Origin of the sequence: Sphingobacterium sp. UBA6317 (assembly GCF_002440385.1) — a bacterium.
GTDB lineage: Bacteria > Bacteroidota > Bacteroidia > Sphingobacteriales > Sphingobacteriaceae > Sphingobacterium > Sphingobacterium multivorum.
The window spans coordinates 23,168-37,916 of record NZ_DJTD01000057.1 but is presented as its reverse complement, the minus strand read 5'-3'; the positions used below and the strand labels follow the sequence as shown (position 1 = coordinate 37,916).

Here is a 14,749-nt window from a genome sequence, read left to right as displayed (position 1 = left end):
ATTTACATTTTTCCTTCTGAAATAGCTCACAGCCCATTGTACGAGCGTTATAACAACTCTATTCCTTTAATCTCTTCTCCTAATTCTTCTCCTAGATTCATCTATTCTTTCTACTTAATTATTCTAATTGAGCTCCACTAGCTGGCTATCCCCGAGGCAACTCGCTATTTTAAATAGATCATGAAAAAGCCACATCTCCCGACATGGCTCTACAACATATATATATTTATTTGAGATGGCTCTTATTTATACGAATTGATTGATTTAGATACTTTCCAATCATTACCTACACGCTCCAAGGTAACTAAATCTGTTTTGGTGAAATTCTCAAATTTCAAAGTCACTTTAGCGACCATATAGTCTGTCGATTCCTCGATGATATCTGTGCTTACTGTACAGTTCAGCTTTTCGCCCTTTTGTTTTTTCAAGGATTTAACCACTTCGCTGCGGCTGTTAGACTGCGCATTGGAAGCTTGAATCTTTTGATTAAAATCAGCTGCAAATAACTGCTCCACGCCTGCTGATTCTCCCTCCGTAGTGACCGCAACATAGTGCTCTAAAGCGAAGTCAGCTGTGGAAAGGTTAACGTTTTCTTTTGTTGCTTTTGCTCCAGGTCCTTCAGCTGCCATAGCAAATGTAGATACGGCGATTAAAGCTGCTGCTGCGAATGTTTTTACTAATACTTTCATAATGTTTTTTTTTATTGTGTTAGTACTTTTGTTCTTATTTGTTGACTCAAAACTACAACACAATAGGCCCTTAGCCTAAAGGCTTTAGACTAACGATCGGGAAAACTCGGCGAATAGCGGAAATAGGGAGGTGAATTTATTCTTCAAGAAATCATTCTCGTTCCAATAGGCTCTTTCCCTCTTCGCTGATCCGATCGGGAGTCCAAATAGGATCCCAAACGAGCTCGATAATTATTGCCCGCTGTGGAAATTGCTGTTGCAATGTTTTTTCAACGCCATGAACGATAGAGTCGCCCATCGGGCAATAGGATGAAGATAACGTCATGGTAACAACAATACGACTGGGATCGGTTAAATTAATATCATAAATTAAGCCCATATCTACGATGTTGATCCCCAATTCGGGATCCATCACAAGCATCAATACCTGAACAGCTTTTAACTGATCGGAAGCCTCCGGTTTTGTTAGATCAATTTTCATGGTATCTTTCATTAAATATATAGGCGAGGTGCGTAGTTTATTTACTTTTTCTTTGATGAAAAACTACTTTTCCGACATTGACAACATAAACAGCAGCAAGTGCTGCCCAAAGCCAGGCTGCACAGTATAATACCCACCTGAATTGACCGGCTACAGCAACCGCCATGACGACAAGCGCCACTAGGTAAAGATAATATTGTATAGAAAGTAATCGCTGACTATAAAGTTCCTTGGGCAAAGGTATTTTTTTGATGCCATTGAGATCTTTATAGCGCCAATTCCAGATCATAAAAGGCAGGGTCTTATAGGTCATCCCTAAAATAATACCCGTTATCCATCCAAAAAACACCCATACGGCATATAAATTCACCCAATTACCAGACTCCTGCCGGACAACCATAGGTAAGGTGAGAAACGCGAACAATAAACTCAAAAAGGAAATGAAACTATGTTTCATCGGAATATCCAGTACCTTACGAGCCCGGTGCACAAAACAATCCACGACAAAAACGGCCCAGCAAACTACTCCCAATAGCACTATTGCTCCAAAGGTAAGAGATCTTAATCCCACAGGATGGCTGTATCCGTCCAATAAAAAAAGTACCAATCCAAGGTTTATCAAAATGACCGAAACATAAAGCCACTTTGTTTTGGTGGATTGTCCCAAGAGAAACATCGGCAGCATCTTCGCTCCCGCTCCCAGGATCAACTGCAAAAACCAACCAACAATACCGACGTGGGCGTGTAGCTTTAGGATATCGAGGTGACTTTTTGTTAGAAAACCATGGGCTAAATTAATGGCAAGCAAAAGGCCTAAGGTGGTTGTAAAACAAAGCCAGAAGGCCGAGAACGTAAAATAAAGGCGTAGTTCAAATAGATGCTCCACATCTTTAGTCGTCATCCACAGCAAGTAGAAGTACAGGTAGGAGCTGAGCGTAATCAATAGCCCTCCAACGCACATGAGTAAACCGATCTTGAAATACCAGAAACTATAAATCAACACACAGGTTCCCGATGTCAATAGGATATAACTGAAAAATGCCAATTTGGAAGAGCGAAGTGAACGTTCAAAAATAACCGGCACCAGCTGATACGCCGCTCCATAAATCACCATCGTGCCCCAACCTAGTGCTAGGCTATGGACGATTGCCAGCACTTTTGGTTGAAAATGGTGCCCAAAGAGCTGCCCCCCGCTAAAAACCAAGAGGAAGCTGAACAGTAGAAAAAAAATGCCCGCAGTGATAAAAAACGGCAATACAGCATACGCTTCTGGGCTCTTATGAATAGCAATATGTGCCATTTTATTTAACGGGGTAAATTAACAGATGGACATCTCCAGGATGTTGTTCATGGATGAAAATCCGATAAGAAAAATGATCCAGTTCTTCTAGTAAATGGAGCGGAACCTTCCGATGTTTTACATAGACAACCTCATCGGCTTTCAGTTGAGCAAGGGCCTCAAGAATTGATTCCATGGGCTGCGGCATAGGCAATGTCCTGACATCCAATGTAACAAGTTGAAGCGCGGAAAGTCGCGCTAATTTCTGCTCAAAAAGTCGTTTCGGCACAAATGAAATATGATCGCCCTCAGCAGGCTGAACGGACAGCACTGTATCTTTTTTATAAAAGTAACTTCTGAATTCGCCCTCCGCCCATTCGTGGCTATAGCTTGGCACTCCACGCTCCTCCATACGCCTAATCAATGGAATGGGGACAAATGAATTGCTGATGCAAAGAATCCCTCCTGCGACGAGTGAGCGATACAACTGAAAAATATCTTTTAATGGATCTTGCCCCATTTCCAATAGGGGTCTCACATCGAATGCAACCGTCACTGCTGCATCATCCATCCAACTTGGCCGCTCTGCTGCATCGAATGGATCATTGACTTTCTCAGCTCCATCTGACATCCAAATAAAGCCGAGCGGTACCAGCGCAGCACGAAAATCTGCAACCGAACATCCGCCAATTTTTGCTGCTTCGCCTATGGAGACCCGAGGGGCCAGTATCCGACGCAACACCGGGATCCGGATCTTACGCAAGGGTTTGGCAATAGCTGCAATGGCTTCAATGCTTAAGTCATTATAGCTGATCAGTTCTGAAATCTTGGTATGCTGGTTTATCCGCATGGCTTTTCTAGTTTTTAATTCATTTGAACACCGTAGCTCGCGAGCAACTTTGGAAATAAAATATTATTCTCCAGGTGGATATGCTGCAAAAGATCGGATTCGAAAGATTCGATCTGTGAAAATAATGACGTGTAGGAATTGCAGGCATTGGCTGGCAATGTGTAATTTTGGGTAATTTTGCGCAACTGCTGAAGTTCCTTTCCTGAATCTTCGTGTTCGGAAATCAAAAATTGAATGAGCTGATCTACCTGTTTGCTGGTCAATTCTTGTTCATTCTTGGTTGCCGGAAAGAGCTGCTTCTCCTCTTTATCCAAATGATGGTAAAGGTCATCAAGAAAGGCATCGAGTTCTTGGGACAAGTTGACCAGCTCGGGATGCTGCTGTGCATGCACATCGGCCACTTTATGTGCAAGTTCCTGAATAATCGGTCCTTTTTCCCGGACATACCGATGATGAACATTCTTAATATAATCACTTAAAAAATCGATATCCCAATCTTTAAAATTTAGCGGTGGGCAGGCTATAGGAAGCTCTTCGGATTGGTTTAACCGTCTGCGCAATTCAATTTCATCGAGACCAACACTATGAGCGGCCTCCTTAAGCGTCTGCTTACCACCGCAACAAAAATCTACCCCAAGCTGTTTTAAAACTTCGGCCTTGCGGATATCCTTGGCAGCAATATGGCCAACGGTTTCCAGTGTTTCGCTTTCGAGCGGTTTGCCAAGGCGAACCTGCCAGTATTCGGGCCCCGATTCAAGATAATTCCAAATGAGATCCTTTCCACGTTCACCCAGCAACTGATAATAGAGCGGTTTAGGATCATGATCGTTTTTGATAATAAATGACTCGCCCGAATCCAGGGCATCGAAGTGATCAAATATGGTCGGGTGTTTAAGTCGAGGTTCTATATTGAAAACCTCCAATAACGGTGATTTAATCATGATAATAGTATTAAATGGTCAATAAATTATTATAAATCCTTTTTCTTAAAATAGCGAATAGATAGCCCTAGAGGAATGAGGCACCAGAGCAACATGACCAACAGGGTGATCGCAATGCCGAATGTATTACCGAAGAAATCCCGAAATATCGCCCCTGTATAGCCCATCATCGCGGATAGATCGACCTGTAATAAAATAAGGATGCGACAGATATCGATGGGATTGAGCATGGACAGTGCAACCATTCCATGTTCGATGGGATAATCCGCAAACTGAAATAGGATGAAAAGCACCAGTGCGTCAAAAAGCAGCGTGAAATAAAGCCAAAGCAAAATTGCCAATCCTATCCCCTTCGACTTATCTCTGATCAATACAGATGTCCACATCGCGATCGAAACGAAAATCAAAGAAAGTAACAGTCCGCAACCGACCAAAGTAATTCCCGAAGAGCTAAATGCATAGATAAAAGTTGGTATGCCAACGCCAATAAAAAAAGCTAAACTAAGTGCACCTGCCAGACCCACATACAGGCTGCCCCAAATGCTTTGCCGTTGCAAAGGCTGACTGACAAGGCAATTGATAAACTCGGAACTCTGGTAGATATAGATGCCTGAAAAAATGATACTCATCAGCGGAACTACAAACAACACAATATTCAGTAGACTGAGTAATCCCTTTTCATAGTTGTCCTCCATGCTATAGACCGTCATGGAAAGTACAAAGAGTAATATGGTGTAGCATAAAATGGTCTTGTTGCGCAAGAGATCCACAAAAACGTAGCGTATAATTTTATTCATCTTTTCTCTAATTAGACAGGTCGCGGTTCTGCATCAAATAAGCGATTGCTTTAGATAGCTTTTCAGTACCTGTATCTTCTTTTAATTGCTGCAAACTCTTATGAAACTTCAGCTCTCCTTCCTGCAGAAAGACAATCTGCGATACAAATTCATCGAGATCACTAAGCACATGGGAACTGATGATGATCAGTTTACCGCGTCCGATTTCTTTTTTGATTTTATCCTTGAGAATTTCGGTAGACAGAGGATCCAGTCCTGCTGTAGGTTCATCCAGGATGAGTACTTTGGGGTCAAACATAAATGCGATACAGGCACTTACTTTTTGTCTTGTGCCACCGGAAAGCGTTGCCATCCGTTTTTCCAACAGCTTGTCCACGCCAAAAGCCTGATAAAGATCCGAATCCGCCTGGGGCTGTTTACGGATATCTTTGATCATATCCAGGACCTGTTTGATGGACATATTCTCAGGATATTGACCGATCTGCGGCATATAGCCGATATGGTTCCGATAAGCCCATTGCTGTCCAATGTCCTGTCCTTCAAAAGTGATCCGTCCGGCACTCGGCATGACCATACCTAGGACAGACTTGATCAAAGTAGTCTTACCACTGCCATTGGGGCCAATTAAGGCAACGCATTCGCCGCCATTCAAGGTCAGATCAATGCCCTTTAATGCATTGAATTTTCCAAAGCTTTTCGTTAACTGCTGGATACTAATCATACTTTTATTGATTTCATGCGAGGCTTATCGTCTTTAAGCCCCTCGGGTGTCAGACTTGGTAATAGCTTTTCAGTCCGGTCGAACAACATGGCCATAAAACTTCGAAAAAGTAACATCGCCGAAGGATAGCGCTCAACCATCATCGAGAATAGGCTTACGGGACGAAAAGGGATATCCCCAAATCCGTCTTTGTCCAGATCGTATCCCTCGTATTTGTCCCAATAGTTATGCACAAAGCTGTTGAGTGTAAGGGTACCATTGGTGGCAACATCAAAGGTATTCTGAAGAAAATTATTGTCTTTAAGCACATTGTCCATACAGCTCGACTGAATCTTGAGCCCCCATCCGTTGCTCTTAAAATTGTTATGTTCAATATGGATACGATTCGATCCTTCCATAAAAATACCCGTGGTATTGCGGCTAAACTGATTGTTGATGATCTGACTATCGGAAATATCTTTGAGCAACAATCCATAGGCGGCATCGCCCCAATTCTCTTCGAAATTATTGTTTTCCATATGGACATGCTTGGTATACATAACAGCTACACCTGCACCATTGCTGCGAAAGGTGTTTGAGATGTAACTGTTCTCATGGGAAAACATAAAATGGAGACCATAGCGCAGATTTTTTTCAGAAAGATTGCCCTGTACTCGAGTATGGGTCACAAACTCAAGATAAATACCGTCCCTATGTCCAGACACTTCATTATTTTCAACACTTAAACTATCTGATTTCCAAGCATGAATACCATTACCAATCAGCTGCTCCGCTGTACCAAAAGCTTTGAGGATATTGCCCCGTATTTCAACGTTTGTAGCATTCTGCGCATAAATCCCGAAAAAATTGTCCACGAGCTCATTGTCAAAAATTTTGATATGCGCTGTATTGTAAATTTTAATACCGGCAATATCATTCATGGAAGAATGTCCCGAATGCTGTATTAAAAAGCCTTGAACAGTAACCTGCGGTGATTTGATCGAGAGCGGTTCATATTTTTTCTCGCCGTCCAGCACAGGTTTTCCCAGGCCTTTCAGGAAAATTGCCTTATCAATAACAATATTCCCCTCCTTATACACACCCGCCGCTACTAAAACGGTATCACCTGATTTCGCTTGTGCTAAGCCAGCCTTTATTGTTCTGACCGACTGCCCCTTTCCTACCTGGATGGTTGTCGCCGATACAGGCACCTTTACGAGCCAAAGACAAGCCATTGCACAGTACAACGCTAAAGCTAGATTCTTCATTGTTATTCATTTATTTCCACAGATCATTCCAGGTCATCACCGTGCCACCGATCTCTGCTTTGACCTTATCCAGTTCCACCCGTTTTTCAAATACAGCAACATTGCCTCGCATTGGGCTTTTCAAGGCTTCACTTTTGAGATAATATGCACCTTCAGCCGGTACGAGCTTATGGCTAACATAATCCGGCAGGTAATAAACGGCAATCTCTTCTTTTTTGACCGAGTTCCCTTTGACAAAGGCGATCATACATTGTACGTCATCAAAATTAAAGACCCGTCCCTTTTTTGTCTGCAGCTGCGTACCAAAACGCGCGTCCGTTATTGTCATCTTACAGTGGGCACATTGCTCGCTACCGTATTTAATAGGCTTGGGTTTATTGTTGCCCTGACAGGCCTGCAAACTACATAGAACCAGCAATATACTACTACAGATCAACGCAAATAATTTATAGTTTCTCATATGATTTTAGTTTTAGGGTTTTATTATTTTGCCACTCCCGCACTGTACAAAAGGCCAAGATAATTCCACAGAGTATAAAGATCCATCCCCCGATATCAGGTATAGAATAGGCGCCAAAATTTAAAAGCTGTTTGTATCCGATCAGTGGTGGCTGATAAGACATTCCGGGAACTTTTATCGGTGCAGATGGATCGAGCTGATGCCCATAGTTGTATTCCCAGATATAAAAGTCAACCAGGGCTGCGACTCCAAAAAGCAGAAAACAAAAGAATAAGCCATAGAGCAGTTTTCTATTCTGCACGAAACCGGTAAGCAAAAAAGCAAGCGCAAAAAATAAGATGATATAGGGCAAGACCTTAAATTCTATGAAATCTTCCGCATGTAGCGTTTTCATCCCGATATAGTGGTTCAGTCCATTGATAATATCAACTTGTCCGGCCAACTTGTTGCTATAGATCTGTAGTTCTAGCCCTTCTGGGTATTGTGCTGCGTCGAGCTCAATACGCCAGATGGGTAGGAAGATGACCGCTACCAGGGCCAGGCCACTCAGGATCAAAAGAATCCGATGTACTGCTGACAGGTGACTTGTAGTTTTCATCATTGTAGGTTATATTAATTGGTCTTCTCTTGCGGTTGATTGGTTCCCAGACTATAAATCAACGGAACATTGTTTCCTTTTTTTGAGATACGGATATACCCCTGCATCTCTTGGTGTAACGCGCTACAAAAATCCGTACAGTAGAACGGGAATACACCTACTCTATCTGGAACCCATTTCAATGTCTGTGTCTCTCCCGGCATAATGAGCAATTCTCCATTCTTTGCGCCTTTGACAGCAAAGCCATGCGGCATATCCCAGTCCTGCTCAATATTGGTCACATGGAAATAGACTTCATCGCCTAGTTGTACACCCTCGATATTGTCCGGAGTGAAGTGTGAACGGATGGATGTCAGGTATACATGTACCTGGTTACCTTTACGTTCAACGCGTGCATCTTTGTCTCCTTTGGCAACAAATGGGCTGGTATTTTCTTCAATTTTAAAAATCTTCACACTTTTGTCTTTCACTTTCTCCGCTTTGATAGCTTGCGCATAATGTGGTTCACCAATGGTCGGAAAGTCTAACAACAATTGCATTTTGTCTCCCGAGATATCAAACAATTGGGCACTCTGAGCCAACTCCGGTCCTGTAGGGAGAAAGCGGTCTTTCGTAATCTTATTATAGGCGATGACATATTTGCCTTCTGGATTTTTGGTATCTCCACCAGGTATCATTAAATGGCCTGTTGAGTAAAATGTTGGTGTACGGTCGAGCACCTTTAAATCCTTAATATTCCATTTCACCAATTCGGAAGACACAAAGAATGACGTGATTGCATTTCCTCTGCCATCAAATTCTGTATGCAGTGGGCCCAAGCCAGGTTTTTGGACTTCGCCGTACAGCGCAGATTCGTATTTGATAATTGGGATACCACCGAATTTTCCTTCGAATTGTTTTTCCTGGATTGCTTTCTGCATCTTAGCGAACGAGAATACAGGTATGACCGCAGCCAGTTTACCCGACCCTACAATATATTCGCCTGTAGGATCAACGTCGACACCGTGCGGAGATTTTGGGCAAGGGATATAGTAGCATAGCCCCTCCAGCTCCTCTGCCTTCAATACGATCGTTTCTGTATTAAAAGATGTTTTTGCGGTATGTGATTTCTCGTCGTAAGTGTTATGGGCATACTTCAACCCGGTAACCTTTTTCCCTTTTCCGGCTTTCAAATACTCTTCGGCTTTTTTCCAGTTGACGGCCAATATAAAGTCTTTGTCATTTTTGGATGCATTGACCTCCAGCAATGTATTTGCCTGTTCGGTATTGTAGGTGGAGAAGAAGAACCAACCATGAGAAGTCCCTTTACCGGCTCGGCTCAGGTCATAGTTTACACCGGGTGTCTCAATCTGAAAAGCCAATTCCATGTTGCCATTATCCTTATTGACGCTGACAAAGCTCAATGTTCCGCGAAAATTCTTTTTAAAGGTATTGATAGGTACATCGCCCGACTCACCGTCCAGCGGAACCGAAAATCGCGTTCCTGCAACAACATATTCGGTATTTTCAGTAATGTACGGCGAAGAGTGGTTTCCACCGCTGTTGGGGAGTTCGAGTACTTCAGCCGTACGAAAAGTTGTCAGATCCACCCGGGCAATACGGGGGGTATTGTTGGCATTGACAAATACCCAGCGGCCGTCGTAGTTTCCATCGGTTTTCGAAAGCTGCACGTGGTGTAAATCATCCCAAGGTACATTGCCATGGGACGTTTCGAGCATCGGTTTAGTTTCTTCACTAAAACCCCAGCCCTTTTCGGGATCTAGTGAAAAAACGGGTATTACACGCAATAATCTGCCGGATGGAAGTCCATAAACGGAGAGCTGCCCACTAAATCCCCCGGATACGAAATTGTAGAATTCATCGTATTTCCCTGGGGCAACATATACCTTCTCAGCGGCATCACCACTCACGGCGGCTCCCGCTCCTTTGGGTTTACAGGCATGGAAAGTCGATAACATCGCGCTCGCCATTAGGCTCGTCAATATGTATTTTGTTAAAGTCATTCTATTCTTATTTTAAGGTTAATACCTATGCAGCTTTGTTGATTCTTATTCAGCTTTTATTATTTTACACCATCATTTTGTCGCATAAACTCCAATACCTTTCGGGCTTCCTCGTCCGTTAGATTTTGGTTAGGCATCCGGACCATGCATAGTTCAAGTTGCGCCTGTAATTCCGGATCCTTATCGATCATCGGATCAGGATTAGTGATAAAATTCATGATCCACTGTGGTTTTCTCCGTTGTGTCACACCTTTCCATCCTGGCCCGACTAGTTTCTCGTCGGTTAGCTTGTGGCAGGAAGCACATTTCAGGTCAACAATCAATTTTCCGGCTGCGGCCATTGGTGCATCCAAATGGTCAGCGATTTCCACTTTGTCAAATTTTCCCTCACCGCGGTGAGGATCATATCCACTGGCGTCATTTGCCGAAGCCCCAGATTCATTAACACTGTTGGCAACGGTCTTTTTCTCGCCATTGTTTGAGGAACAGGAATAGATAAATAATCCCATCAAACAACATACAATTAGCTTTCTCATCTTATTTTGGTTTTGTGTTCAAACTTGATTGTGTTTTACTTAATCCAAAGGTATTATCGAAGCGTGTAGCCATTTTATGAGGCAAATCATAAAATGATTCCGGTGAGAACAAACCATCAATCAAAAACAATAAAACACTATATATAAGCACATTAACACCATATTGATTTTCATCACTCATTCCCGTGATCAACATCAAGATCTATTTTGTGACACTACTATATCTTTACGCTGTGTAGTAAAAACTAACTTATATAGAACGATGATTCCAACCGCAATACTTCTCGAAAAGGGAGCGAGCAGCCTACATGCCGATATTGGCGAAATACTTTTTCATGAGGATAGCATGGCCACATTTTATTATCAGTTGTTAAGTGGGCGAGTTCGTCTTTCTAATTTCTTATCAGACGGTAGGGAGGTCCTCCACAATGTTATCTGTGCCAATGAGGGCTTTGGAGAAGTAGCGATATTGGACAATGGCGTTTATACAGTGACGGCAATTACCGACAGTTCATGTACATTACTGAAGATCAGTTCGAAAAAATTCATCGAAATCATACATGAATATGGCAACCTACATCGTTTGGTATCACAAAAGATGGCGCGCGAACTACACTTTAAACTCTTTATGATCAAATTAATTTACAATCGTTCACCGGAGGAGATCCTCTCCAATCTGATCCAAAAGTTAAATGAAAGCAAGAGACTCGTTTGTCAGGAATGCAACCGACTTATGCTTACGCGCCAACAATTGGCTAATATGACCGGGTTAAGAGTAGAAACAATCATCCGGACAATGAAGCAAATGGACAAGGAAGATAAATTGAACATTATCCGCGGAAAAGTTTTTGTTCCGGCCGATGGTATTATTGATTGAAGCTTGAAACAACGATGTTTCAGCTATCGGAAAGAAATCAATGTATGAATAAAATCAGTAGCTATTTAAGTATCAGGAAATGGATCGTCATCACCCTATTCAATTTACTTATTGTAGGTATTTTCGGGTTGATTATGCGCTTAAAATTTTTATTTCCCATTCCTTGGATCGACCAGAAAAACCTCATGCATGCGCATTCGCATTTTGCTTTTTCCGCCTGGGTATCCCAAGCTCTTATGATTTTTCTCATAATGACCGTTCTGGGAATAAAAACCAATCAGATTTTGTGCAGGAAATATCAGCATATCCTATGGGCTAATTGGACGGTTTCGATAGGCATGCTTATTTCCTTTTCAGTTGCTGGCTATAGCCTATGTTCGATTATATTATCCTTTTTATCGATACTTGTCTCTTATTGGTTCTGCTTTCAATTAGTGCGGGATCTTAAATCATCGACGCTTCCTCCGGCCATTTCGATCTTAATTAAGTCGGCACTATTTTTCAATATATTTAGTTCACTAGGGACCTATTTTCTGGCATATCTCAAAGTGAGCCACCAACTGGATCCATTAAAACAGCTTGCATCAGTCTATTTTTATCTTCATTTTCAGTATAATGGCTGGTTTTTCTTTGGCTGTATTGCTCTGTTTGCCAGTTGGCTGTATAAACGTACTGGTAAAATACCAATAAGTCCGCGTTTTTCGCTCGTGTATGTCATGACTGTTATACCAACCTATTTCTTATCTGTTCTATGGTGGAAGGGTTTACCCCTGTGGCTATATATTATTATAGTCATTACAGTCGGATTGCAATTTGTCCTGTGGGGAACATTAGCACAACGAGTCGTCCGACTGGTCCGAAGCAATATTTCACTCCGCTTAAGCCCCGATACATCTAAAATTTGGTTATGTGTCCTGTTTGCCATTTTTCTCAAACTGATATTGCAAGGCATATCGGTCATACCTGCTCTGAGCCAACAAGCTTATGGATTTCGACCAATTGTTATTGCTTATCTTCACCTCGTCCTTTTGGTGGTAATATCACTCTTTTTAATTGGGTATGCTTTTCAGATTTGTATGTTAAAAATCGAAAAAGGCATTCACTATGGCGTTTATGGCTTACTTGTTGGAATCTTTTTGAATGAATTTGTGTTAATGTTGCAGGGGCTCGGTGGATTTATACATTATTCTATCAGGGGAACACATCATGTGCTGACGGTCGCTGCAGCTATTATTGTTGTCAGCCTCTACAGGATCACGCAAACCCAATTACGCAAATGATGCTATTAGCATAAGCCATGAGAGATGATCGATCATGAAATAGCTAGAAAATAAGCCACATCTCTCGACATGGCTCTACAACATTTATATATTTATTTGAGATGGCTCTTATTTATACGAATTGATCGATTTAGATACTTTCCAGTCATTACCTTCACGTACAAGAGTCACTAGGTCTGTTTTGGTAAAGTTTTCAAACGTCAACGTCACTTTGGCTACCATATAATCCGCCGACTCCTCAAGGATTTCGGTGCTTACCGCACAGTTCAGCTTCTCGCCTTTTTGTTTTTTCAAGGATTTAACAATAGCGTTACGGCTGTGATTCTGTGCATTGGAAGCTTGGATTTTTTGGTTGAAATCCTCAGCGAACAATTGTTCTACACCTGCAGATTCTCCTTCGGTAGTTACCGCAACATAGTGCTCTAAAGCGAAATCTGCTGTAGCAAGGTTAACGTTTGTTTTTGTTGCTTTTGCTCCTGGCCCTTCAGCTGCCATAGCGAATGTAGATACTGCGATTAGGGCTGCTGCTGCGAATGTTTTTACTAGCGTTTTTTATCGAAATTATTTGTTTTTTATTTGATGATAAAGCTATCATGAGTGTCCTTTGAATACACTCATGATGGTTCATAATGTCTTTATTTTATAGTGTTAGTTCTGTTGTTCTTATTTGTTGACTCAAAACTACAACACAATACGCCCCTAGCCTACGGGCTTTAGACTAACGCTCTGGAAAACTCGGTGAATGGCAGGAATAGGGAGGTAAGTCTCCTTCGTATCAGATTCGTACCACGTTCGGATCATCAATAGATATTGTACAGACACCCAACAGACCTTGTCCAGTCTCTGTACAGGGAAAAACTGTTCAGATACTGGTCAACAATCGAACCCTACATGTCCTGATTCGAAGGCTATACGAAGCAGGTACGAACACAACCCCTGTAAAAGTTATTTAAACTCATCCCTAATTAGCAGTTTTTAGCAAATAATGCCTAGTGCAGCGACGAAATCCGTGAGTTCGTGTTGGAGCGACCACCGAGATAACATGTCTTTGGTCATAACCATGCAGGCTATGGTAAGAGGAAAACTAAGGCGATCCAGTTTATCAACGCTTCGTTGTATGAGCTGTTGTAGGGAAAGGTGTGATTGAACTAAACGATCAACTCAAGTGCATTCAAGATCTATAAACAAGGCGATACTACTATCTTTCTACTAATTTTTCTACTTTCTTTCTACTTCTTCTTCTCCAATCTTTCCCTAGTTCTTTCCCTAAAATATTTACATTTTTCCTTGTAAAACATCTCACAGCCTATTGTACGAGCATTATAGCAACTCTATTCCTTTAATCTCTTCTCCTAATTCTTCTCCTAAAATTGCATAAACTTTCTACTTATATGCTCTGATGGATATTATTAAAGTTAAAGGCACTGTTCAGCGAAACACTATGCGTAAAATAGAGAACCAAAACCAAACATAAAAATCTAAAATACAAAATATTATACCTTTAAAAAACAGCTACAATTGTCACAAATTTTGTAAATATTTGTGACAAGGATCAGATAAATTATCACCAAAAAACTCCTCTTTTTAATGAACTTATTACCATTCTTTCTACTTATCTTACTCCTAACATTTCGATTAAAAATGACGTTAACGTATTTAAAAAAGCGTTCATGCTTGATCTTTCTCCTAATTCTTCTCCTAAATTCATCTATTCTTTCTACTTAATTATTCTAATTGAGCTCCACTCACTACGTTATCCTCCACTTCGTAAAGAAGTTCTTTCTCTTCGTGCTGACGGAAGGCCTAGCGTCCTAAAGTTCAAAGAAATTGGCGATCGGATCTTAAATAAGATTGTTGGCTTTGTGGATACTTTCGCTAATGGGATAACGGGATCCTAAATAATTAAAAGTTGTAAATCTTATGATTTCAATATTTCTCGAAATTGAAAACGAGCTCCTGAAATCATAAGATTTAAATAAACAGAAATTCG

16 protein-coding genes are annotated in these 14,749 nt (G+C 41.5%); 3 read left to right on the top strand and 13 right to left on the bottom strand.

Translation table 11 applies throughout. The features are described 5' to 3' along the window. Window positions 1-242: 242 nt before the first annotated feature. The 12 genes from B3E92_RS19480 to B3E92_RS19425 form a co-directional block, all read right to left on the bottom strand. Complete coding sequence (locus B3E92_RS19480) at window positions 243-689, bottom strand: nuclear transport factor 2 family protein (protein WP_286897988.1); 447 nt, start codon at window positions 687-689, stop codon at window positions 243-245. Window positions 690-840: 151 nt separating this feature from the next. Then, window positions 841-1,170, bottom strand: coding sequence for a metal-sulfur cluster assembly factor (locus B3E92_RS19475; protein ID WP_070565732.1), 330 nt, complete (start codon window positions 1,168-1,170; stop codon window positions 841-843). Window positions 1,171-1,207: 37 nt separating this feature from the next. Further along, window positions 1,208-2,470, bottom strand: a complete 1,263-nt coding sequence (locus B3E92_RS19470; protein ID WP_286897986.1) for a hypothetical protein — start codon at window positions 2,468-2,470, stop codon at window positions 1,208-1,210. Window position 2,471: 1 nt separating this feature from the next. Continuing rightward, entirely contained in the window at window positions 2,472-3,299 is an 828-nt protein-coding gene (locus tag B3E92_RS19465) for a DUF2249 domain-containing protein (protein ID WP_286897984.1), read from the bottom strand. A 14-nt stretch (window positions 3,300-3,313) separates the two neighbouring features. Then, the gene (gene ric, locus B3E92_RS19460; protein WP_286897982.1) at window positions 3,314-4,240 is read right to left on the bottom strand and encodes an iron-sulfur cluster repair di-iron protein; all 927 of its coding nucleotides are present in this window, start codon (window positions 4,238-4,240) and stop codon (window positions 3,314-3,316) included. A 29-nt stretch (window positions 4,241-4,269) separates the two neighbouring features. Then, window positions 4,270-5,037 (bottom strand): ABC transporter permease subunit, encoded by a 768-nt coding sequence (locus tag B3E92_RS19455; RefSeq protein ID WP_070565740.1) that lies wholly within the window; start codon window positions 5,035-5,037, stop codon window positions 4,270-4,272. Window positions 5,038-5,044: 7 nt separating this feature from the next. Further along, window positions 5,045-5,758 (bottom strand): ABC transporter ATP-binding protein, encoded by a 714-nt coding sequence (locus tag B3E92_RS19450; protein WP_088160564.1) that lies wholly within the window; start codon window positions 5,756-5,758, stop codon window positions 5,045-5,047. Beyond that, window positions 5,755-7,005 carry a nitrous oxide reductase family maturation protein NosD gene (locus B3E92_RS19445; RefSeq protein WP_286897980.1) on the bottom strand — a complete coding sequence of 417 codons (1,251 nt, stop codon included), beginning with the start codon at window positions 7,003-7,005 and terminating at the stop codon, window positions 5,755-5,757. The genes B3E92_RS19450 and B3E92_RS19445 overlap by 4 nt, the downstream gene beginning before the upstream one ends. A 10-nt stretch (window positions 7,006-7,015) precedes the next feature. After that, window positions 7,016-7,465, bottom strand: coding sequence for a nitrous oxide reductase accessory protein NosL (locus B3E92_RS19440; protein WP_083295915.1), 450 nt, complete (start codon window positions 7,463-7,465; stop codon window positions 7,016-7,018). Continuing rightward, window positions 7,452-8,066 (bottom strand): hypothetical protein, encoded by a 615-nt coding sequence (locus tag B3E92_RS19435; protein ID WP_198386050.1) that lies wholly within the window; start codon window positions 8,064-8,066, stop codon window positions 7,452-7,454. The genes B3E92_RS19440 and B3E92_RS19435 overlap by 14 nt, the downstream gene beginning before the upstream one ends. A gap of 11 nt (window positions 8,067-8,077) precedes the next feature. Continuing rightward, window positions 8,078-10,066, bottom strand: a complete 1,989-nt coding sequence (gene nosZ / locus B3E92_RS19430) for a Sec-dependent nitrous-oxide reductase (protein WP_083295916.1) — start codon at window positions 10,064-10,066, stop codon at window positions 8,078-8,080. A 59-nt stretch (window positions 10,067-10,125) separates the two neighbouring features. Then, on the bottom strand, window positions 10,126-10,602 hold the full coding sequence (locus tag B3E92_RS19425) for a c-type cytochrome (RefSeq protein ID WP_070565751.1): 477 nt from the start codon (window positions 10,600-10,602) through the stop codon (window positions 10,126-10,128). A gap of 262 nt (window positions 10,603-10,864) precedes the next feature. On the opposite strand from B3E92_RS19425, the gene B3E92_RS19420 reads away from it, so the two are divergent. Both B3E92_RS19420 and B3E92_RS19415 read left to right on the top strand, forming a co-directional pair. Then, window positions 10,865-11,479 (top strand): Crp/Fnr family transcriptional regulator, encoded by a 615-nt coding sequence (locus B3E92_RS19420; RefSeq protein WP_070565754.1) that lies wholly within the window; start codon window positions 10,865-10,867, stop codon window positions 11,477-11,479. Between the two features lie 44 nt (window positions 11,480-11,523). Continuing rightward, window positions 11,524-12,759: a hypothetical protein gene (locus tag B3E92_RS19415; protein WP_201639599.1), complete on the top strand. Its 1,236-nt coding sequence runs from the start codon at window positions 11,524-11,526 to the stop codon at window positions 12,757-12,759. 108 nt (window positions 12,760-12,867) lie between these two features. Here the strand turns inward: B3E92_RS19415 and B3E92_RS19410 are convergent, their stop codons facing one another. After that, window positions 12,868-13,254 carry a nuclear transport factor 2 family protein gene (locus B3E92_RS19410; protein ID WP_286897978.1) on the bottom strand — a complete coding sequence of 129 codons (387 nt, stop codon included), beginning with the start codon at window positions 13,252-13,254 and terminating at the stop codon, window positions 12,868-12,870. A gap of 1,175 nt (window positions 13,255-14,429) precedes the next feature. Here B3E92_RS19410 and B3E92_RS19405 point away from each other — a divergent pair. Then, window positions 14,430-14,657: a hypothetical protein gene (locus tag B3E92_RS19405; protein ID WP_139144978.1), complete on the top strand. Its 228-nt coding sequence runs from the start codon at window positions 14,430-14,432 to the stop codon at window positions 14,655-14,657. Window positions 14,658-14,749 lie beyond the last annotated feature (92 nt).

What these genes read in the sequence shown, in the direction of transcription:
- B3E92_RS19480 (WP_286897988.1), bottom strand. Translation starts at nt 689, where the DNA reads ATGAAAGTATTAGTAAAAACATTCGCAGCAGCAGCTTTAATCGCCGTA.
- B3E92_RS19475 (WP_070565732.1), bottom strand. Translation starts at nt 1,170, where the DNA reads ATGAAAATTGATCTAACAAAACCGGAGGCTTCCGATCAGTTAAAAGCT.
- B3E92_RS19470 (WP_286897986.1), bottom strand. Translation starts at nt 2,470, where the DNA reads ATGGCACATATTGCTATTCATAAGAGCCCAGAAGCGTATGCTGTATTG.
- B3E92_RS19465 (WP_286897984.1), bottom strand. Translation starts at nt 3,299, where the DNA reads ATGCGGATAAACCAGCATACCAAGATTTCAGAACTGATCAGCTATAAT.
- ric (WP_286897982.1), bottom strand. Translation starts at nt 4,240, where the DNA reads ATGATTAAATCACCGTTATTGGAGGTTTTCAATATAGAACCTCGACTT.
- B3E92_RS19455 (WP_070565740.1), bottom strand. Translation starts at nt 5,037, where the DNA reads ATGAATAAAATTATACGCTACGTTTTTGTGGATCTCTTGCGCAACAAG.
- B3E92_RS19450 (WP_088160564.1), bottom strand. Translation starts at nt 5,758, where the DNA reads ATGATTAGTATCCAGCAGTTAACGAAAAGCTTTGGAAAATTCAATGCA.
- B3E92_RS19445 (WP_286897980.1), bottom strand. Translation starts at nt 7,005, where the DNA reads ATGAAGAATCTAGCTTTAGCGTTGTACTGTGCAATGGCTTGTCTTTGG.
- B3E92_RS19440 (WP_083295915.1), bottom strand. Translation starts at nt 7,465, where the DNA reads ATGAGAAACTATAAATTATTTGCGTTGATCTGTAGTAGTATATTGCTG.
- B3E92_RS19435 (WP_198386050.1), bottom strand. Translation starts at nt 8,066, where the DNA reads ATGATGAAAACTACAAGTCACCTGTCAGCAGTACATCGGATTCTTTTG.
- nosZ (WP_083295916.1), bottom strand. Translation starts at nt 10,066, where the DNA reads ATGACTTTAACAAAATACATATTGACGAGCCTAATGGCGAGCGCGATG.
- B3E92_RS19425 (WP_070565751.1), bottom strand. Translation starts at nt 10,602, where the DNA reads ATGAGAAAGCTAATTGTATGTTGTTTGATGGGATTATTTATCTATTCC.
- B3E92_RS19420 (WP_070565754.1), top strand. Translation starts at nt 10,865, where the DNA reads ATGATTCCAACCGCAATACTTCTCGAAAAGGGAGCGAGCAGCCTACAT.
- B3E92_RS19415 (WP_201639599.1), top strand. Translation starts at nt 11,524, where the DNA reads ATGAATAAAATCAGTAGCTATTTAAGTATCAGGAAATGGATCGTCATC.
- B3E92_RS19410 (WP_286897978.1), bottom strand. Translation starts at nt 13,254, where the DNA reads ATGGCAGCTGAAGGGCCAGGAGCAAAAGCAACAAAAACAAACGTTAAC.
- B3E92_RS19405 (WP_139144978.1), top strand. Translation starts at nt 14,430, where the DNA reads ATGCTTGATCTTTCTCCTAATTCTTCTCCTAAATTCATCTATTCTTTC.